Here is a 19,166-nt window from a genome sequence, read left to right as displayed (position 1 = left end):
TTTTGTCCGCAAATTAAATCTGCCGTAAACATCTTATCATTCAGGCTTAGACAAAACAAGCCGGAACATTATCGCTCCGGCTTGCCAGCTTTCGGCGTGATGATAAGGTCACGGTAACAGTCACGGGGACGGTCAGGATGGCCTTTCGGCGGGGCGGGAGGCCGTTCCTCCCGCCTATACTGCGGCTTTTGCACCATCATTCGCTCGAAAGGACTGTCGGTGAAAAAGGTCATTCGTCCTCACGCTCCGCTTCATCATCGGAAGTTTCCGACTCATCTTTCTGCTCTGTTTCTTTATCGGGGGAATCCGGTTCATTCTCCGGTTCGGATTCTTCATCCCCGTCATCGGCGTAATCGTAATCGTCCGGGTCAGGCTTGTTCTTATCCTTTTTACCCGGCTTGCGGAATTTGAAAAACCACACCGCCGCGCCGACGAGAACGGCCGCAAGCACGGCGACCGCCGCGATTCCGGCGCTGCTGTTCTGTTTTTCCGGCTGAGGGTTGGACGAAGCGGTGGGCGTCGATACAGTCGGCGCGGAGGATGTCTCCGGGGTGGAAGCAGTCTTGGCCGAGGAAGAACCGGATACGTCCTCGTTGTCGTTCTTTGCCAGCGCAAGCAGGTCCTTGTCCGTAACGGCGTCAAGGAAATAGACGTTTTCGGCATTCTTCTGACGGTCGATAATCAGGTAAAAGACGTGCTTGCTCGGCGTGGTAATGGTGAAAAACTCCTTGCCGTCCTCGTTGGTCACGTTGTCGATCATTGTCCCTGTGCCGTCCGGCGTCAGCGGCTTGAGAGATGTTCCGGACGACGTTGCGGATGATGCTGCCGACGATGCGGTGCTGCTCTGCGCGGCGTTGGAACTGCTCAAGGTCGGAGAGGTCGTCCCTGTGCTGTAAGCGAGGGCGTTGGCGGAAAAAGCCGCCGTGCAGGACACGGCGGCCATCAGGCAGACCAATACGCGGATTTTAGATTTTTTCATGAACATTTTCCTCCTGTTTGTTCTGACCGGATATTTCGCGGGATGCTTTCATGAGCGCGGCCAGTTCCTCCGCAGTCATGCCCATGCCCCGCACAAGGCCGATAATATCGAGATTTTCCAGCTCCCGGCGCTGCTTTTCCAGTTCCTTCTGCCGGTTTTGCAGCGCGGAGATTTTCGCCGCGTTCTTTTCATACTCGGCGTCGATTTTTTTGAATTTCGGATTCACGGTTGATTCCTCCAATCTGTTTATGGATTCGGTAAACGCCCGAACGTGTAAAAATGGCTTTGCCAGTAACTTGTGTTGAGATTCGAGTAGCCGATGGGGTCCCCCGCCGCGAGCATCATGCCGTTTCCCACATAGATGCCCACATGGGACACGCCGTCAGTGTCATAGGTGTGTTCAAAGAAAACAAGGTCGCCGGGTTTGGCGTCGGCAGGAGAAACCGGAGTGCATATGTCGCAGAGACCCTGTGCCCCCAGCCGTCCCACGTTCCATCCGCTGTGATTGATCACCCACGACACGTAGCCGGAACAGTCGAACGAGGTTTTCGGGCTGCTGCCGCCCCAAACGTAGGGATAGCCGATGTATTTTTTCGCTTCCGCCATCATGGCGGCGAACCGCGCGTCTGCCATCGCCTCCGGGGGAATATCGTATTCCGTGGGCTTTTTGGCGGTGGATGCGTTCGGATAGGCCGACGAAGGGAACAGGTCGGGCCTGTTACCGAGAGTAGACATGTACATTGAGTACACACCGACCTGATCCTCATTCATGATGGAAATGGGAAGATGGGATAAAGCCTCGTTGTGCAGTTTCACATTGCAGATGGTGTAGGTATAGGGAACCTGCCGGGTTTCGGTGTGAGTTGTACCGTCTGGGTCCGTCACTGTATGTGTTTCCGTGCGATATCGGGTTTCCGTCTCCACGGTCTGTGTCAGTTGGTATTCTTGTGAGAACAGCATGGAAAGCGTGCCCCGGACTTCATCCAGCGTCCATTCGCCGCCGTGCCACGCGGTCAGGATGGAAATCAGCACATAGGGATCGTGGCCGATTTTATCGAGGTTGTAATGATACTCATCGCACCCGCCGTGCCGCTGCTCGTAATGGTCGATTTCATCCTGAAGGTCCGCTTCCTTTTGGGCGTAAGCGGCTTCCGCACCGAGCATGGCGTCGTCCGTGGAAGGATAGGTGGACGCGGTAACGCCGGACAGCGCGCCTTCCAGCAGAACCGAGCTGGAGGACAGGACGTTCAGAAGCAGAACCAGTACCAGAAAAACGCCTGCGGCGATCAAAAAGCCGTTCGGATGCCGCGCGACAAAAGCCGCCGCCCGTTTACTTTCCCGTGCCGCCGCTTTTGCCGCCTTTGCGGTGTTCCCGGCGGCTTTCCCGGCAGAACCAGCGAACTGTCCGGTCCGCTTCGCGGCGGCGTACTGTTTTTTGACGGCCCGCTTTTGCCGCCAGTGGGCCAAAGGATTGCCGGAGGGCTGCGGATTGTCCCGCGCGGCCTTTTTCTGCAAATAACCGAGATTGGCGCGGTCCAGTCGCTTTTCCGCTTTGGCCGATTTCCGATAGGGCTTCAATTTGTGGGAACGGTGGTCGCTGCGAACCAGACGCCCGCCCGTTTCGGCGGCTTCCTCGCTCTTATGTGCCGCTTTCACGCCGACGTTTTCATCCTCCGACTGCCGAATTTCCCGGTGGAACTGCATCAAAACGGCGTTTCCGGGCGCGTCCCGGACGGCATGAGTGAGCTTGGACGGTTTTTTCTTATCCACATCCTCAAATTTCAGGTGCGTTGTGATCTTGCCGGTGGCCGGGTCAACGACGCGCTGCCGCTTAAAAACGGTCTTTTTCGGGATTATCGCCTGTGCGCGGTTGGCCTTTGCCGCCGCTTTCTGTACTCTGCGGACAGAATTTTTTAATACGGGGTCGGTTCGTTCCTCCTTCGTAAATTGCAGGCGGGGCGCTCGCTTTTCCATTACCATCACCTCCGGTCCCGCTGAGCGAGGACGCTCATGTTGCCGCCACTTCCTGCGGCTTGGTGGTCATGATGCGGTACAGCTCCGTGTCCTTCGGGAAATGGTCGATAAACGGCAGAATGACGTTGCCGTAGAACAGCAGCCCTTCGCCCTCACCGGAATGGGTGACGTAGGAAAGCTGGTGCGGAGAAATGCCAAGCTGCTTGGCAAGAATCTGGCGGTCGCCGGACGCCTGATTGAGCATATAGATGTAATCCGAGTTTTCAAAGATGTTCTCGATTTCCCGTGAGGAAAGAAGGTCCTTTATGTTCTGCGTAATTCCGGTCGGAATACCGCCCCATTTGCGAAACCGCTTCCAGATTTCCACGGAATAGGCGGCGGTCTGTTCTTCTTTTAAGAGCAGATGGAATTCGTCGATATAGTAGCGCGTGGATTTTCCCACGGCCCGGTTGACGGTGACGCGGTTCCAGACCTGATCCTGCACGATGAGCATCCCGATTTTTTTGAGCTGCTTGCCCAGCTCCCGGATATCGTAGCTGACAACACGGTTTTTTACGTTGACTGTGGTGCGGTGATTGAACACATTGAGGGAACCGGTGACGTAGATTTCCAGCGCCGTGGCGATGTACTGCGCTTCCTTTTCATCCTGCCGCCGCAGTTCATTGTACAAATCCTCCAGAATCGGCATGTTTTCCGGGCGCGGGTCGTTGAGGTAATTCCGATACACCAGTCTCACGCAGCGGTCGATGACCGTCTTTTCCACAGGCTGCAATCCCTCCTTGCCGCCGACGATCAGCTCGCAGAGGGAGAGGATAAAATCCGACTTCAAAGATAACGGGTTTTCTTCCTCGGAATAGTTGAGGTTGATGTCCATGGGATTGATGTAATCGGTGGATGCGGGCGATATTTTGATGATCTGCCCGTGCAGGCGCTCAATCAGCGGGCCGTATTCGGCCTCCGGGTCGCAGACGATGATGTCGTCGTTTGTGACGAGGAACACGTTGACGATTTCCCGCTTCGCGGCGAAAGATTTGCCCGCGCCCGGTGTGCCGAGAATCAGACCGTTCGGGTTTTTCAAGAGCTTCCGATCCACCATGATGAGGTTGTTGGACAAAGCATTCAGCCCGCAGTACAGCGCCTCGCGCCCGGTCTGGAACAGCTCCTGCGTGGTAAAGGGAATAAAAATGGCGGTGCTTGACGTGGTCAGGCCCCGCTGAATCTCTATTTGGTTGTATCCAAGCGGAAGTGAGGACATCAGCCCTTCTTCCTGCCGGAAATCGAGGCGGGTCAGCGCGCAGTTATATTTCTGCGCGAGGGAGCTTGCCTGAAATACGTTGTTGTCCAGCCGCTGCCTGTTCTCGGCCACGTTGAGGACGAGAAAGGTCACAAGGAACATGCGCTCGTTGCGGGACTGTAAATCCTGCAACAGTTTTTTCGCTTCCTCGCCGTAGGTGGCAAGGTCGGAGGGGAGGATATCCATGTCGTAACCGGAACGGATGGCCTTTTTCTGCTCCTGAATCTTCATGGAATCCAAGTCCGTGATTTTCCGCTTCACCGTCTTGATGGCGTTCACCTGATCGATGGACTGGATGTGCATGGTGACGATGAGGCTGGATTCCATGTCGAGAAAATCGGCCAGCATCCGGTCGTTCAGCTCCGGCGCGAGGATTTGGAGAAAACTGACCGCGCCTACCTGACGCCCCATGCCGAACATGCTGCCGCTTTTGAACTCGAAAGAGCTGGGCGCGATGAAGTCTTTGACGGACAGGCCGGAGGGAGCCAGCCAGTCCCACGAAAAGCGGAACGGCTCCGGCGCGTCCATGTGGAAAATATCGTGCAGCAGCCGCAGGCGGTCCGCGCCGTTCAGGGAAGCGGCTGTTACGCCGAGATGTTTGAAGTTGTTGAGAATGTCGATCTCGATACGTTCCAGCCGGGGTTTGGCCGCTTTCAGGCTATCCGCTTCAATACCGAAGGTCAGGTATTTGGTTTTAATGAGGCCGTTGTTGCCTTTGGCAAGCTGATTCCGAAGCATTTCCGTATATTCCGAGCGCAGGTTGTCAAAATCGTCGCCCTGCGGCGCGATGGTGACGATTTTTGCAAAGCTGTCCCGCGTCGCGGAGAGGTTCAGAAACGAGAGCTGAAATTTGATGGAGCTGTCGAAATAGTTAAGAAAATCGCACCAGCCCTCAAAGATGGCGGTCTTGTCCTCGTTCTGGTTGAGCTGATAGTTGATGTCCTGAAACCGAACGGTTTTCGTGTAATAACTGTCGGTCACGCGGCAGATGCCGTCCGGGAACATCCGCTGAAACGGGATGCTGTCCTGCGCCGACTGCTTTTTCTTATCGGTCTGCCGTGCCCTTGCGACGGCAGCTTCGATCTGACGCCTCTCGGCGCGGGACAATGACCGATTCATGGTCGGTTTTTGCTTTTTTACCGACAATCCGATGCACCTCCTTGTCGAGTTTACTTTGCCGCGCGAGCACGGCGTAAAAATTGTTGGTCTGATAGGGCCGCTGCTTTGGCCGGAGAAAGAGCACCCGAACGATGTTGCGGACGATCTTTTCCATCGGGAGGCCGTTTTTCTCATAGACGGCCATCAGGAAAAACGGCAGCATGGCAAGAACCATGCAGAGGGAAGCGGCTCCGGCGCTGAATCCCACAGGCCCTTTGAGCAAAAAGAAAAGCGGTACGCCAACAAGCGCGCCGCCGCTGAAACAGACAAGCTGCCGTTTTGTTAAGTTGAACAAGACCTTCGTTTTCACGGCGGTCAGGTCCTTGGGGACGGGAACATAAGCCATTTATCGCGCCTCCTGTTCTTTCGTCGGGCGCGCGGCTTTCCCGGCAGTCTCGGTGGTATGATGAAGTTGTTCCAGAACGGACGGCTTTTCCTTCTGTTCGTAATCCCGGAGCGCGTCCTGCTTGTCGAACACCTCGTCGAGTGCGAAGCTGAAATCGCTCAGGTCCTCCGTGCGCTCCAGCCACTTGTCGGCCACAACCTGCAAGGGATTTTCAAACAGAAGAAGATAGTCGATTTCCTCCGGTTCAAAGCCGTGGCTTTCGGTCAGGTAATAATGGGCGTCCTTAATCGCGGTGATCTCGCGGGATGCGCCGATCAGTTCCGTTTTGCTTTTTGCTTCCCATGCCGTTTGAAACGCTGAAAAGTTGGCGTCCAGCCGGTCAAGAAGTTCCTGTAATTTGTCCTGCATTGAAATATCACCTCCGTCAATGCGCGTTGAAAATGGATTTTGCAAGGCTTCCGGTCTTAAAGAGCGTAAAGCACAGTAGCACCGTGTAGCCCATGCACGTCCAGATCGCCTTGCTGATGTCCGTGCTCACGCTGATGCTTTTTACAAGAACGGCGTAAATCGCCACGCAGACGATGATGAGAAAGCCCTGAAAGCCGAGCGCGAACAGGGAGCGAAGATAGTTCTGCCCCATGCCGCCCCATTCCCGGTTCAACATCGTCGCCATCGGAATCGGCGCGATGGAAGTGGCTAAGTAGATTTCGATCATCCTCCCGTACACGATGATGAAAATGCAGATCGTGAGCACCCACATGGTAAAGCCCACGAAAATGCTCTGGAACCACAGCCCGAACAGGGGGCCAAGGTCCATAGCCATGAGCCGCGTCTGAAGGTTTGCCGTAACGGAGCTGATGTCGATGGACGTATCGGAAACGATGATTCCCGCCGCGCTGTTGACCACGCTCTGCGCTACGTCGAATATGCCCATGACAATATTCCATGTGTTGGTCACGATGAGGATGGCGCAGGCCGTTTTGAAAATCCACTTAAAGAAAACGGCGCTTTCGATGTCGTGAAAATTGTTTTTGTCGGTAATGATCTGGATCAGCTCCAGCGTCATGACGAACGCGAGAATCAGGCCCGCGATGGGCATCATGACGTTTTCGGACAGAGTCCGGATCATGTTGTAAATGCCGGTGTTCCATGCCTGCGGCGTCGTTCCCACCTGAGAGGCGATCTGCCCGACCTGGCTGTTCACGTTGTCGAACATGCCCGACAGGTTGTTCATGATGCCGCCGACGAGTATTTCTTTCAGCCATTCGGTAATCTGCTGTTTGATGAAATCCAAACGGCATCACCTCCTTTCCCGCGCCCCCGTAAATGGGGGCGCGGAGTGTTTTGGCGTCGGCATCAGCCGAACAGGTTGGAGAGAAGCGGAACCAGCGTAATGCCGATCAGAGCTACTCCGCCGCCTGCCATAAGCTGTTTAATGCCTTGACTTTTCGCTCCCGGATTGTCGTTGCCGTAACCTTCCAGAAGATTGATCGCGCCCCAAATGGCAAGGCCCGCGCCGAGGGCGATCACGAGGGTCTGGAGAACACCGATTGCGGAATGAAAGAAACTCATAATACTACCTCCATTTTTTAAGTTGCATATATAAAAAAGCCGCTATTCTGCGGCTTTTGGGTCCCCGGAGAGATCAACGGAATACGTGTTGAACACATCGTCCGGTTTCGGTTTTAATTTGGTGGACAGGAATTTTTCGATAGGGAAAGCGTTGCGGGGATCATAGTCGGACAGGTATTTGTAATTCGGGTGCTTTGTGATGTCGTACTTGTCCGAAAGAAAAGGCCGGACGCCGCGAAGTTGGAGGATGCACTTGCCTCCGTCAAGGACGGACAGCTCATCGACCGAAGCTAGATCTTTCCCCAATTTTTGATAATTGAGGCTGTGAGAAACCTCGCGGCCCCGGCTTTCTCCGGTGTTGTAGGTGTCGATTGTCTCCTTCCCAAGTGATTCGGTCAGTTCTTTCAGGGTCGTGCGTTCCTTGCCGCCGAGGAAGATGGCGCTGTCGCAGTTGCCGATGATCGTGTCGGAGTTGTCTTTGTACAGGGCCTTGAGCTGACTCTGCGCCTGTAAAACAAGGCAGGCCGAGATTTCGCGGCTGCGGATAGTGGCGATCAGCTTCTCGAACTTGGGGATCTGCCCGATGTTTGCAAATTCGTCAAGCAGGCACCGCACGTGGACGGGCAAGCGCCCGCCGTACACATCGTCGGCCTTTTCACACAGCAGGTTGAAAAGTTGCGTGTAGGCCATCGAAACTAAAAAATTAAACGTGTCGTCGTTATCAGAAATGATGATGAACAGGGCGGTTTTGCGGTCGCCCAGCGTATCCAGCTCCAGCTCGTCGTAGGCCGTCAGGTCACGAAGCTCCTGAATGTCGAAGGGGGCCATTCGCGCGCCGCAGGAAATAAGGATCGACTTTGCTGTCTTGCCCGCCGCCAACTTGTATTTCTTATACTGCCGGACAGCGAAATGATTTGGTTTTTCCTTTTCCAACGCCTCGAACATGAGATCCACGGGGTTTTTGAATTCCTCATCATCCTCTCGAACTTCCGAAGCGTTAATGAATTCAATCAGTGTGGCAAAATTTTGTTCTTCGGCCGGGGCCTCATAGTGGATGTATCCGATAAGCGCCGTATAAAGGAGCGTTTCGGCCTTCACCCAGAAATCATCTCCTTCCTTGCCCTCGCCCTTGGTGTTGGTGATGAGCGTGGTAACCAGCTTCAAGATGTCCTTTTCGGAATGAATGTACGCGAAGGGATTGTAGTGCATCGACTTTTTGAAGTTGATGGTGTTGAGGATTTTGATTCGGTAGCCCCTGCGCCGCAGGAGATTTCCGCACTCCACGACAATACTGCCCTTCGGGTCCGTGACCACGAAGCTCGTCGGATAATCCTTGGAATCGCACTGCATCAGGTTCGGCTTGATGAAAAATCGCGTCTTGCCGGAACCGGAGCCGCCGACGACCAGCACATTTTTGTTACGGGACGTCTTGGGGTCCTTGGGTCGGCTGTTCATGGTGAGCCGTTCCGTCTGCGTGAGAATGACGTTGTTTTCAAAAACAGGATCGATGTACGGTTTGATGTCCTCGGCCTTGCCCCAGCGGGCCGAGCCGTATTCCACGTTTTTGCGGAATTTTTTGGCGTTCCGGCCTTTGACGTAAACCGCCAGCCGGAGCGCGGCGGCGAGAAGAACGCCCACGCCGAGGTCGGTCGGATAAAAGCTCGGCAGCGGAGAGGCAAACGCGGCGGTGAGGCCGTCCATCAGGTGCAGGAGCTTCCCGGAAGCGTCCGCGCCTGCGGACAGCCGCCACGCCTGTCCGAACTTGGTGGCAAACAGAGCGACGAACAGGTACGGCAGATTCATTAGAAGCAGCTTTTTTGTTTTCTCACTCATCGCGCCCGCTCCTGTTCCTTATGCCTCACCCGGTCAACGGTATTTGCCTTGACCAGATCCTTGAACTGACGGAGCCGCGAGAGGACGGAGGGCCTTTTCTCCCGGTTCACTGTTTTCGCCGTGAACTCAGTAAAAGCGGCGGTGAGCGCGTCCGCGTCCCGCGCTTTGAAAAAGACGAGATATTTGGGTGGCGAAACGCTGCGGTCCTTTTTGACGGCGTAGTCCACGCCGTATTTCCGCGCCACACGATCAAAGGAACGGATGTTGCTGTCGGTGATTTCCATGTTGGACACGCCCGCGTTCTGACCAACGAGCTGTTTCACCGTCTGCCTGCCGTGAAGGACCACGGGACCGGCGCGGGCCTTCGCGTTTTTCTTTTCCTTCCGGTGGGCCAGATACTTGGCAATCGCCGCCTTGAGCACCCGGCCCGTGAGCTTCGTGCCGCTGATGATGAGCGTCACGGAGCGGGTTTCGATTTCTTCCTGCAAACAAAGCACCTCCTGTCATGGCAAAGCCGCCCCGTCACCGTTCATCGTGAGAGGGCGGCTTTTTCTTTGCCGGGGCCGGGTTCCGGTCATTTTTCTGTTCCTCACTCTTTTTCAAAAACGGGGTGAGGACGGTTTCTTTGCTGTCCATGTACATTTCCTCGGTTTTCTGCTACGCCTGCTGGAGCTTTGCGATAGCGTCGGTCACGTCATTGAACAGCGAGTGGTACATTTTCTGATAGTCCGGCACGTTACCTCCGCTCCTTTTCCTCGTCCTTTTCCCGGCCCTGTCCCTTGACGGTGAGAATGCCGTCCAGCGTGGTGGCGGTGATGTGCAGCCGTTCCGCCGTGGCGATGTCGTTTTTCACGGTTTCATCCACGTTTCTGCCGCAGACCACCAGCACATGAGCACGGCGCAGAAAGTTGCAGGCGATGTCGATGCCGTCCTTATGTTCCTGCGGGATGGCGTCGTTGAGGAAAAGCGGCAGGAACAGGATCGGGCAGATTGGCGAAAAGCCCGCGTCGTAAATTTTGCGGCAGTACTGCGCCGCGTCCTCGGTGTTTTCTATTTCGTCCGCGCCCCACGGGGCGGTGATGTATGCGAGGGGTCGTTTCATGATAAAATTACTCCTTTCCGATTTTGTCGGGCATGAAAACAGCCCGCGCGGGACGTTTACCGTCCGGGCGGGCCGCTTCCGTACATGTCGTGATTGACCAGCGCCGAGTAGTAGCTGCTGATGGTGGTCGGAGCCTGATACAGCGCGGTCAGAATGTAGCTTCGGATATTGCGGATATCGGTGGTGTTCTTGTCTAAACAGTCCAGCACGTATTCAATGTGGCTGTCGTCGAGCTTCAAAAGCCTGCTTTTTACCGTTTCGGCGGGCATATTCTCACCGGCGATCCGGATTTCCTTTTTTCGGCTGCACACGGTGTCGAGCATGATGCCCACGATTTCGTCCAGCCTTTCCGGGTCGCATCTCTGCCGCAGGACGTCGTAGGAAATATTCTCTTTGATGATTTCGCGGTAGGCGTCCGTCGCATCCATCGAATCAGCCGGGGCACCGTCCTCTTGTTTTCGGTCTGCCGGATTGGATTGATAAGGATTTAATCCATACGTATTTGATTTTTTAGGGATATTAGTTCCCTTAGTATTTAATTGCGCGGGATTTTCCGTATCCGGGTTATCCAGATACGGCTTTTCCGTATCTGGTGAATCCGTATCCGGAAAAGGCGTACCCGGCGGCTTGCGCGGCAGCTCATAGATGGTGTACTCGGTATCCGAGATGCGCCCGTCTTTGCCGCGAAGCTGGCGGCGCTCCATATAGCCCGCGTTTTCCAGTTCCTTGAGCGCCTTTCCGATAGCGTCCACACCTTCCCGGCAGATGGATGCAAGGCCCCGCGTGGTGTAATCCCAATCGTCCGGAAGGGAGAGCATCATGGAAAGCAGACCTTTCGCTTTCAGGGACAAGGCTCTGTCCTTCAGGTGATGGTTGCTCATGACCGTGTAATCCCGCGTCCGTTCCACACGAAAAACTGCCATTTGTATCACTCCCTTCTGAACGGGCGATTCAGTCCGCGATCGTAAAATTCAGCGTCAGCTCATGGGACACGTTCGTTGTCTTTACCCACGCCAAACCGAATTTAGCGGTAAGCGCCAGATTCCCGGAAGCTCCGTTCGCGCCGAGTGTCCCCAATGGAACTTCCGACGCAACATCACTTGCATAAACCGGTGCTTGTCTGTCAACCGCAGTCCAACCTGAATCAGCTGTTTGGCTGATTCCCACGCCGAGCGCCATTCCGTTTCCGGTTTGCGAGGCCGTCAGGCTGTTCCAGTCGGAATAGGACGTGGGGGCGGCGTCGCCGATGCCGGATGTCGCTTTCAGCCCCGCGACAGAAACTTGGACGGGAAAAGTGGAATGGTTGGTAATCGGAATGCCTGGTGCGGTGAACGGCGTATTGCTGTTCGGGTCAATCGCGTAACTGATACTGACCGGATGGGTCACGGAGACAAGCTCATCCGCATGGTAGTGCGCGACAGCCGAAATGTTTCCGGCGTTGTCCACGGCGGCGATATGGATGTAAAAACTGCTGCCGGACGGGCGGGAAAAAGTATAGCTGTCCGATGCGGTCGTAATGCTCCCGTCCGGGACGGTATCGGGGTTGTTGTCCTCCACGATGGAATAGCCCTTCATCCCGGTTTTCAAAGACGTGGAAATAACCGAGGAATCATATTTCGCACCGTCGTTCTGGCCTGTGGCTTCGACATAATACTGATAGCCGGTCGCGTTGTCCTGCGAGGAATAATTGACGGTGTACTGCGTCCGATTGGAATTGTGTGTGACGCTTGAAATGGCCGGTTCATTCGGCGCGTCCAAATCCTGCCCCTTGTGGTCGTTCCAGCTTGTATCGGTCGTGATCTGCGCAAGGTAAAACAGAGTGTTGGCCGTGACGCGCTGCTCGTCCGGCGTGGCTTCCCCGTTTGAATGGCCGGTTTGAATCATGGCGCAGTTTGACCAACTGGTGAGATAAAACGTGTTGGTGCCTTGCCCGTCCGAGCCGGTTGCCGCCGCGCTGTTGGGGTAAGTGTAGGGCTGCTGATAGGTCATCCAGACATCCCCAAAAGCAAGCTGATTGGAATGGGACATCGGAACATTCAGAACCGTGCCCACGTCCCCGATTTTCCACGGGTAGTTGGTGAGCAGGCCCTTCTTGGAAACCTTAATCTGCGAACTGCCGAGCACCGTATAGTGCGGGATAGTCTGAATATCGCAGTAATGCGCGAGTTTGAAGAAATTCGGCATGGAGATCGTATCATTGTCTACCATCGTGTCATGCCCGAACAGGACGCCGCGCCCCGTTTTGATAAAGGCGTCGGTCTTGGTTTCCGCCGCCGCGGACAAATCCTGACTTGCGAAAGCGTCCCACGCGCCGAAATACAACACATCGTATTTGTAACTGCCGTCCGCGTTTTTCAGGTAAGCGTCCGGGTTGGCGTTAAAATCGGAGATTGACACGGTATCGACGGAAATGAGACCCTTGCCGTAGCCTTTGGGATCATACGTATTCGGCGTCTCCATCCACATTTTAAGGGACGCCGACTTCGGTAGAGTGTAGCTCTTGCCCTGCCATGTCGTAAAGGAAACGGTCGGTGCGACAACGGGATAAATGTTCAGAACCTTCGCGTGATCTTTGGCGGGAATGCTCTGGAAGGTCGATTCATGCGTGGATTTGGAATAGAGCATATAGCTGTACGGCTGGCTTTTGTCGCTGTTGGTCCAGTTCAGTGCTACATAGTTCCCGGACGGATTCGGCGTCGCGGTCAGTGACAGAACCGACGCGGCGGAGGCCGCAAATACGGGCGAAGCACCGGACAGCAGAATACCGGCGGCAAGCAATGGTACGAGAAAAAGCCGCCTGAATGATTGCCTCAAATAGAAGCCCTCCTTTCGGAATAGGCCGGGAAGTCCCGGCCTATTCCCGCGCTTATGTCTTTATGCGAGTTGGAACTGGAAAACAAGCTGATGGTTGGCCGTGTACGCCCCGTCGAACGCGAGACCGTAGTCCGCCGTGAGGGACAGCGTGCCGGAAGTGCTCGGATTCAGCGTCCCGATCTGCAACGGCGAATCGCTCACCGCCCAATGGGTGGAAGTGCTGTACCCGCTGTTCCAGCCGGAATTGCCTTTTGCTGTAATACCAAGCGCAATGTACTTCTTGGAATCCGCGAGGTTGAGCGAACGCCACGCTTTCGCGGACGGGTCAACGTCGGTGAAGGTCAGCGTTCCGCCCGAAGCGGCTTTCAGGGATTCCACCGTGGCGATCACCGCGACTTTGGTGTTGTTGGTCACGGTGATGTCGGGCGCGGTAAATGTTTCGGCGTCCGGGCTAATGGCGTAGGCTACGTTGACTGGGTGTGTGACGGAGATGGTCAGCGGCGAAATGGAGCCGTTGATCGTCACGTTCCCCGTAATGCTGCCCGTGCCGGTGTCGGTTTTGTCGGCGGCGAGCGCCGGGACTGCCGCCGTCACGCCGAGCACGGCAAAGGTGATGATGCCCGCGAGGATCTTTCTGAGCCTGTTTTTCATTAGAAAACCTCCTGCATGTTTTTATTTCAACCGCGAATGCGGTTGATTACGAAACGGAAAGACGAATCTTGTAGTCGGCCATGCCGAGATACGCTTTGGTTGTTTTGCTATAATACTTGATTGCTGCGGTCACGCTGTAGCTTCCAGATGAAACCGGCTGGGAAAGAGTGAGGCCGTCGATATGCTGCCCCGGATAGATCGGCGCGGATTTCGCCACGGTTTCTCCGTCCAGCACAATTTCACACTGCATAATGACGCTGTTAGAGGACGGGTTTTCCACTTCCCATGTGCCGGTGCTGCCCTTCGATCCGCTGGAAAAAGAAGCCTGCGCACTCACCTTGTCGGTGACGGTGACTTCCTGCTTTTGAAGCCGAGACAGGATTTCCTGCCGCGACGGAGAACTGCTGCTTCCCGGTTCCGCACTCCCGGTATCGTCCAGCGACGGAGCAGACGACGAGGGGACGGAACTGGACGGCGGCGGGTTCGGGCAGGGATGCTGATTTCCGCAGCTCCGCAGCAAAAGCAGCAGGAGAAGCAGTAACAGCAGAAGAATCGCAAGGATATACGGCCATTTGCGCTTTCTCTTTTCATCCTCCTTTTTACCTTCGCTTTTGTTGATTTTTTCAGTTGTCATGCGGTTTCCTCCTTTATCAAGACATGAAAGAAGGCGCTCCTTTCGGAACGCCTGAAACGACGGTTATTACCTTTCCTGATCCCGTTGCCGCTTTTTTTGCCATCCATCAAGCAACCGGATAATGACCTGCTCCATCTGCTGCGGGGTATACGATTTTGGGAAATATTTTTGGAGCTTATCAGCCTTGATAGTCAGGTCGTTTTTCTCCGGTTTCTTTTCCTCCGACATGATCGCCAGCATACTGTCCTCGTTCAGATGGCCCTCCTGACTGAAATTTTTCAGCCGCTGGGCCTGTGAGAGCGAGGGGGTGGCCTGTTCGCTTTCGATGGTGTCCAGCAAAAGCGTCTGTTCCTCCGGTTTGAGGTACGACAGCTCCACGGCGGGGGTCATGGCGATTTTCTTATCATCTACCATCTGCTGAAGCTGCGGTGTCAGCTCGTTCAACCGGATATACCGCTGCACCTGTGTCTTGCTTTCTCCGGCTTGATCGGCAACAACCTGAACACTTCTTTTGCCGTCAAAATTGTGCCCAACTTGGGCACAATTTTCTTTGGACGGTCGGCCAGCCTGACGCCGTATGGCGTCCAGCTTCATTTTGTATGCCTTGGCCCGTTCGCTCGGCAGAATGTTTTCACGCTGGATGTTGCTGTCAACCATGATGATGGTCGCGGCGTCATCATCCAGATCGCGGACGATCACCGGCATGGTGGGAAGCCCAGCTAGCTCGCAGGCGTGTTTGCGCCGGTGGCCTGAAATCAGCTCATAGCCGCCGTCCGCGCGAGGACGGACGATGGCGGGAACCAACACGCCGTATTCTTTGATGCTCTCCACGGTTTCTTTCATGGAATCATCGTCCCATACCTGAAACGGATGGTCGGGAAAGGGATGCAGCTCCGAAAGCGGCATATCCGTGACCTTCTCCCGTTTTTCATCCTCGCGGGTTTCCTCCGTGGAGAAAATATCATCGTAACTGTTCAGACTTATGTTTTTGGCGCTGCTTTTCAATTTTAAGCACCTCCTTCGTCAGCTTCCGATACGCCTCGGCAACTTTGCCTTTCGGGTCATGAGCGAAAATACTCCTGCCCTCCGCGCTGATTTCGGCGGCGCGAACGGAATGAGGAATCTCTATATCAAAAACCTTCAGCTTTGAACCGTAGGTATCCCGCAACAGAGCGCTGATTTCTTTGGCGTAGTTGGTACGGCTGTCCACCATCGTCAGCAGAATGCCGTCGATTTTGAGCTTCGGATTGATCTGCCGCCGTACCTTGTTGATTGTCTGCAAAAGCTGTTCGAGGCCCTTTGCCGGAAGGTACTGCGCCTGAACGGGAATGAGTACGCTGTCGGCTGCGGCCAGCGCGTTGACGGTCAGCATTCCCAGCGAAGGCATACAGTCCAGAAGTACATAGTCGTATTGGCGCTTCACGCCGTCCAGATACTGTTTCAGGATTTTTTCACGGCTCATGGCGTTGACGAGCGATACCTCCATGCCGGAAAGCTCGATGTTAGCGGGCATCAGATCGACGCCCTCATCGTGATGCAAAAGTCCCTCACCGGGGCCGATGGGTTCTTCGTCCAGCACCTTGCCCATGATCGTCGCCAGCGTCACGGGCAGTTGATCGGGCTGGGAACTGCCCAAACTGATGGTCAGGGAACCCTGCGGGTCGCTGTCCACCAGAAGAACCTTCTTTCCTTCCTGCGCCAGCCCGATGCCGAGATTGGCGCAAGTCGTAGTCTTGCCGACGCCGCCCTTTTGATTGGCAACGGCAATTACATTGGTCATGTGATTTTTTCACCTCCCGCTGAAATAGAAAAAGGACGCTCCTTTTCACGGAACGCCCTTAAAATATAATGAATTTATTCAATTATTAGGGGTAAATACTGCTTCTTAACTGCCCGTAAGCCCTTGATATTACTGACTTTCTTGAATAAATGCCGTAAGAACACTCGCACCAAATCATGATAATCCGAACCTTGTCCCCGTTGGGGATGGGTTCGGATTATTGCTTTATTTCTAACAATGTGACAGCAAAAAGGACGAGGGCTCAGCTACCTTCGTCCTTTTTGTTATGATGGCAAATATATTGCTGCAAGAATGAGAAATTTACTTTGATTCAATTCCTTGCTGATTTTCCCAATCAGCAATAACGGTCAGAGCATTGGCAAGACTTCTTGCATCAATCGTCAGATCCCCCAAAATATGTCTTAGAGAACTTCCAAACGACAGATGTGCAAATATTTCGCGCACCATTACGCCGCCTTTCAGCTTACTCGGAGGGATAAGTTGAATTGGTTGCTCCGCGAGAAATGTTTCTGTCGGTAATCGAAGATGAAGCCCGCTTTTTGCGCCAGCACTCTCCTCACCCCGGACAATGTTAATGAATTCTATTGGGAAATTAGCGGCGGTGACAAAATCATGTATGCGGTTATACCAATCAAACCCAACCGAAGAGATACGGAAGAACATCTCTTTGGATGACGCACCCGTATGCTCCATACCGCAATAACGCGCCCGTAAAAACTCTTGGTTCAGTTCAGCAACAACCTCGCTGCACAAGGCGTTCAAATCCAGATTTTCTGTGCGAATCGCCATGACTTCCTCTGTGTGTGCCTTTACAAACTCCTGCGACAAGGGGCAACCGGGCTTTTGTAAAAGGGAGCCGGGCGCATCAGAAACAGCATCGCCGTCAACAGACGCAGAAGCCATCCATGCCGCGACCATTTCCAGTGCAAGCTGCCGGGATTCCTTATGACACGTGTTGGCATACAGCCATTCCGCCGCAAGCAAAGTCTCCTCCATATTTAAAGCATTCGCGTAAAGATACTGTGAGCAAGGAAAAGCCTTGCCGTCATTACGAATCATCCATATGGTATTCATTCGTTCACCTATTCTTTCGATCAAGAGTTACGGCTCCGACAAAATGAACCGGAAATAATCCTTTCCGGCAAGTCATCAACCAAATCCAGGCCGTTCTCAAAGACGATTAAATCATTGCCAAGCTTCGTGTGGATTGCCTCAAGTGATTTACGGCTATTGTTTGTATTAGATTCCCCATAGACCAGCAACTTGGTACGGTTATACAGCGAAAGCTTTCCCGAATAAATCTCACAGCCGAAAATCTCACGCGTAATACTAAAATAGTTTTGATAGGCAGCAAGAATTTGATCCTCTCTTGCCGCCAAATTTGCGTCGTACTCGTCGAGCTGTTCCATGACCGGCATGCTGTCAAATATCTTCTCCACAGACCGACCTGCGGATTCCACTTTGACTCTGCCGTCCCCGGCTTCCTTTACTTCGATAAAGTAGAGTTTGCCGGTGCTTTTGTCAAGAAAAAGCAAATCTACCTGTGTATTTCGATGATTTTCTTCATCACTTAAGAAAAGTTTAGGAAACCCAACCTCAATATCCAGCAGGATCATACTGGGGGCCGGCTTGATGTATGGTGAAAACTTGCTGTAAAGCACGGACAGCGTAGCGCGTTCGTTGGCTTCACCACTTGCTTTCTTGCCCCACTCCTCACAGCTTTCTTTAATCTTTTTGTAGTCGTCTCGATTTTCGGGATTGAAAGGCCCTTTATTTCTGCTTGTCGTTGGTTCTCCTTTTAGATTCCCTTTATATTTACAAAGTAGCGCGCCCCGATAGTAAAAATCAATTTCTCCGCTATAGCGCAGAGCTGGGAAAACCTCTCCCCGTTCAACATCTTCTTTCAGCAGTTTGAACCATGGCATTTCCTGCATTTTCTGTAGCTGCTCAATTCCAAGTTGCCTGTCATGCTTCCTTTTATACAAATCGCGTTTAAATTCCCCCACACTAACGCCCCCTAATTCGTAAAATCTTATTATAAACTTTATCACATTCTGCCAAAAAAGCAAGCTACACGTCATTACGTGTGTCTGAATCCAGAAATCAGCCTGTGATATACTCCCTTCAAAAGCTTGTGATTTTTTACTATCGGGGGGTATTAAATGATGGACAATCCTTTTGCGGCGTACAGCACAAAAATATACACCGTGTTTCTTTGGGCATACAACGATTGTATGTGGGAGCGGTGTGACCCCTCATCCTTTTTCTGCGAAGTGTATGATCGGATGGAGCTTGCCGTTCAGGCGGGAAAGGAGGAGCTCACCCGTCAAATCGAACGGCTGAAAGAAGAATTCACCGCGGATCAAAACAAATCATTCGACGTTTTTGTCAAGGACAAGGTTAATTATTTGTTTATGGTCAAAGAGCAATATCCCAAACACATACTGTGGGCGAATTCCCGTGATGACAAAGAGTCCCAAGACTGGATCAAGGAGTGCCAAAATTGGGCAAGACAGCTCATCTGTTCCAACAACCCTGTTCCAATTACCCCAGAAACGAATCTGTATCAGCTTTGCAGCCAGCAAAGCGAATACATAGAGTACCGGCTCGATTATACCGGCGCTTTAATCAGCCGTTTAGAGTTGAGAGGTGGGGGCGGATATTATCGCATGCCCTCGGATTACGAGGAAGACGCCGGGGTGAAATTCGCGGCTGGACAGGTCGTCTGCCTGAGAAGCGAGCCGAAAAAGCTTTATCTGGTTGGCGCCAACGCCGGGCGCCTTCGCGATGCCAGAAATGTATTTACATGGGAAAATGAATATCTATTATATCCCTTTGAACAAATCGAATGCGATTGCATACCGGACTATGATCATATTCACGAGAGCGAGCTTGAAGCCTATGATGGTCAGGAATACAATTATTTACAGAAAATGCAGCTTCAGTTTCTTCAGCAATATTTGTAAGGGTATTGCGATGAGGATACATTTTGCGACAATACGTATGTC

At 53.4% G+C, this 19,166-nt stretch carries 20 protein-coding genes; 1 reads left to right on the top strand and 19 read right to left on the bottom strand.

Annotated elements, in window-relative coordinates:
* Window positions 1–229: 229 nt before the first annotated feature.
* From OUY18_RS11575 to OUY18_RS11485, 19 genes are all read right to left on the bottom strand, one after another.
* On the bottom strand, window positions 230–979 hold the full coding sequence (locus OUY18_RS11575; protein ID WP_268058948.1) for a DUF4366 domain-containing protein: 750 nt from the start codon (window positions 977–979) through the stop codon (window positions 230–232).
* Window positions 966–1,205: a DUF4315 family protein gene (locus OUY18_RS11570; protein ID WP_268058947.1), complete on the bottom strand. Its 240-nt coding sequence runs from the start codon at window positions 1,203–1,205 to the stop codon at window positions 966–968. Before OUY18_RS11570 ends, OUY18_RS11575 begins: the two co-directional genes overlap by 14 nt.
* 20 nt (window positions 1,206–1,225) lie before the next feature.
* Window positions 1,226–2,953, bottom strand: coding sequence for a C40 family peptidase (locus OUY18_RS11565; RefSeq protein ID WP_268058946.1), 1,728 nt, complete (start codon window positions 2,951–2,953; stop codon window positions 1,226–1,228).
* Window positions 2,954–2,987: 34 nt separating this feature from the next.
* Complete coding sequence (locus OUY18_RS11560; RefSeq protein WP_268058986.1) at window positions 2,988–5,366, bottom strand: VirB4-like conjugal transfer ATPase, CD1110 family; 2,379 nt, start codon at window positions 5,364–5,366, stop codon at window positions 2,988–2,990.
* Window positions 5,293–5,751, bottom strand: a complete 459-nt coding sequence (locus tag OUY18_RS11555; RefSeq protein WP_268058945.1) for a PrgI family protein — start codon at window positions 5,749–5,751, stop codon at window positions 5,293–5,295. The genes OUY18_RS11560 and OUY18_RS11555 overlap by 74 nt, the downstream gene beginning before the upstream one ends.
* Window positions 5,752–6,159 (bottom strand): hypothetical protein, encoded by a 408-nt coding sequence (locus OUY18_RS11550; RefSeq protein WP_268058944.1) that lies wholly within the window; start codon window positions 6,157–6,159, stop codon window positions 5,752–5,754.
* A gap of 16 nt (window positions 6,160–6,175) precedes the next feature.
* The gene (locus OUY18_RS11545) at window positions 6,176–6,985 is read right to left on the bottom strand and encodes a VirB6/TrbL-like conjugal transfer protein, CD1112 family (protein WP_419196143.1); all 810 of its coding nucleotides are present in this window, start codon (window positions 6,983–6,985) and stop codon (window positions 6,176–6,178) included.
* 122 nt (window positions 6,986–7,107) lie between these two features.
* Entirely contained in the window at window positions 7,108–7,323 is a 216-nt protein-coding gene (locus tag OUY18_RS11540) for a Maff2 family mobile element protein (protein ID WP_013485766.1), read from the bottom strand.
* A 42-nt stretch (window positions 7,324–7,365) separates the two neighbouring features.
* Complete coding sequence (locus OUY18_RS11535) at window positions 7,366–9,156, bottom strand: VirD4-like conjugal transfer protein, CD1115 family (RefSeq protein WP_268058942.1); 1,791 nt, start codon at window positions 9,154–9,156, stop codon at window positions 7,366–7,368.
* Complete coding sequence (locus OUY18_RS11530; protein WP_268058985.1) at window positions 9,153–9,644, bottom strand: PcfB family protein; 492 nt, start codon at window positions 9,642–9,644, stop codon at window positions 9,153–9,155. Before OUY18_RS11530 ends, OUY18_RS11535 begins: the two co-directional genes overlap by 4 nt.
* A 248-nt stretch (window positions 9,645–9,892) precedes the next feature.
* Window positions 9,893–10,258, bottom strand: coding sequence for a hypothetical protein (locus tag OUY18_RS11525; RefSeq protein WP_268058941.1), 366 nt, complete (start codon window positions 10,256–10,258; stop codon window positions 9,893–9,895).
* A 56-nt stretch (window positions 10,259–10,314) separates the two neighbouring features.
* Window positions 10,315–11,181 carry a DUF6017 domain-containing protein gene (locus OUY18_RS11520; protein WP_268058940.1) on the bottom strand — a complete coding sequence of 289 codons (867 nt, stop codon included), beginning with the start codon at window positions 11,179–11,181 and terminating at the stop codon, window positions 10,315–10,317.
* 28 nt (window positions 11,182–11,209) lie between these two features.
* Window positions 11,210–13,072, bottom strand: a complete 1,863-nt coding sequence (locus OUY18_RS11515; protein ID WP_268058939.1) for a DUF5057 domain-containing protein — start codon at window positions 13,070–13,072, stop codon at window positions 11,210–11,212.
* Between the two features lie 60 nt (window positions 13,073–13,132).
* Window positions 13,133–13,723, bottom strand: coding sequence for a hypothetical protein (locus tag OUY18_RS11510; RefSeq protein WP_268058938.1), 591 nt, complete (start codon window positions 13,721–13,723; stop codon window positions 13,133–13,135).
* Window positions 13,724–13,769: 46 nt separating this feature from the next.
* Window positions 13,770–14,357, bottom strand: a complete 588-nt coding sequence (locus tag OUY18_RS11505) for a hypothetical protein (protein WP_268058937.1) — start codon at window positions 14,355–14,357, stop codon at window positions 13,770–13,772.
* Window positions 14,358–14,423: 66 nt separating this feature from the next.
* Window positions 14,424–15,362 carry a ParB/RepB/Spo0J family partition protein gene (locus OUY18_RS11500; protein WP_268058936.1) on the bottom strand — a complete coding sequence of 313 codons (939 nt, stop codon included), beginning with the start codon at window positions 15,360–15,362 and terminating at the stop codon, window positions 14,424–14,426.
* Window positions 15,319–16,137, bottom strand: coding sequence for a ParA family protein (locus OUY18_RS11495; RefSeq protein WP_268058935.1), 819 nt, complete (start codon window positions 16,135–16,137; stop codon window positions 15,319–15,321). Before OUY18_RS11495 ends, OUY18_RS11500 begins: the two co-directional genes overlap by 44 nt.
* A gap of 321 nt (window positions 16,138–16,458) precedes the next feature.
* Entirely contained in the window at window positions 16,459–17,256 is a 798-nt protein-coding gene (locus OUY18_RS11490) for a hypothetical protein (protein WP_268058934.1), read from the bottom strand.
* The gene (locus OUY18_RS11485) at window positions 17,253–18,164 is read right to left on the bottom strand and encodes a hypothetical protein (protein ID WP_268058933.1); all 912 of its coding nucleotides are present in this window, start codon (window positions 18,162–18,164) and stop codon (window positions 17,253–17,255) included. The genes OUY18_RS11490 and OUY18_RS11485 overlap by 4 nt, the downstream gene beginning before the upstream one ends.
* 156 nt (window positions 18,165–18,320) lie before the next feature.
* On the opposite strand from OUY18_RS11485, the gene OUY18_RS11480 reads away from it, so the two are divergent.
* Window positions 18,321–19,124, top strand: coding sequence for a hypothetical protein (locus OUY18_RS11480; protein WP_268058932.1), 804 nt, complete (start codon window positions 18,321–18,323; stop codon window positions 19,122–19,124).
* Window positions 19,125–19,166: the final 42 nt, after the last annotated feature.

Origin of the sequence: Caproiciproducens galactitolivorans (assembly GCF_026672255.1) — a bacterium.
GTDB classification, from domain to species: domain Bacteria; phylum Bacillota; class Clostridia; order Oscillospirales; family Acutalibacteraceae; genus Caproiciproducens; species Caproiciproducens galactitolivorans_A.
Note: the sequence above shows the minus strand (reverse complement) of the source record. Positions and strands in the feature narration are given on the sequence as shown.

Bases quoted from the DNA above. Each gene is read 5' to 3' on its own strand.
- OUY18_RS11575 (WP_268058948.1), bottom strand. From the start codon at position 979: ATGAAAAAATCTAAAATCCGCGTATTGGTCTGCCTGATGGCCGCCGTG.
- OUY18_RS11565 (WP_268058946.1), bottom strand. From the start codon at position 2,953: ATGGAAAAGCGAGCGCCCCGCCTGCAATTTACGAAGGAGGAACGAACC.
- OUY18_RS11560 (WP_268058986.1), bottom strand. From the start codon at position 5,366: ATGAATCGGTCATTGTCCCGCGCCGAGAGGCGTCAGATCGAAGCTGCC.
- OUY18_RS11555 (WP_268058945.1), bottom strand. From the start codon at position 5,751: ATGGCTTATGTTCCCGTCCCCAAGGACCTGACCGCCGTGAAAACGAAG.
- OUY18_RS11550 (WP_268058944.1), bottom strand. From the start codon at position 6,159: ATGCAGGACAAATTACAGGAACTTCTTGACCGGCTGGACGCCAACTTT.
- OUY18_RS11545 (WP_419196143.1), bottom strand. From the start codon at position 6,985: ATGAACAACCTGTCGGGCATGTTCGACAACGTGAACAGCCAGGTCGGG.
- OUY18_RS11540 (WP_013485766.1), bottom strand. From the start codon at position 7,323: ATGAGTTTCTTTCATTCCGCAATCGGTGTTCTCCAGACCCTCGTGATC.
- OUY18_RS11535 (WP_268058942.1), bottom strand. From the start codon at position 9,156: ATGAGTGAGAAAACAAAAAAGCTGCTTCTAATGAATCTGCCGTACCTG.
- OUY18_RS11525 (WP_268058941.1), bottom strand. From the start codon at position 10,258: ATGAAACGACCCCTCGCATACATCACCGCCCCGTGGGGCGCGGACGAA.
- OUY18_RS11520 (WP_268058940.1), bottom strand. From the start codon at position 11,181: ATGGCAGTTTTTCGTGTGGAACGGACGCGGGATTACACGGTCATGAGC.
- OUY18_RS11510 (WP_268058938.1), bottom strand. From the start codon at position 13,723: ATGAAAAACAGGCTCAGAAAGATCCTCGCGGGCATCATCACCTTTGCC.
- OUY18_RS11505 (WP_268058937.1), bottom strand. From the start codon at position 14,357: ATGACAACTGAAAAAATCAACAAAAGCGAAGGTAAAAAGGAGGATGAA.
- OUY18_RS11495 (WP_268058935.1), bottom strand. From the start codon at position 16,137: ATGACCAATGTAATTGCCGTTGCCAATCAAAAGGGCGGCGTCGGCAAG.
- OUY18_RS11480 (WP_268058932.1), top strand. From the start codon at position 18,321: ATGATGGACAATCCTTTTGCGGCGTACAGCACAAAAATATACACCGTG.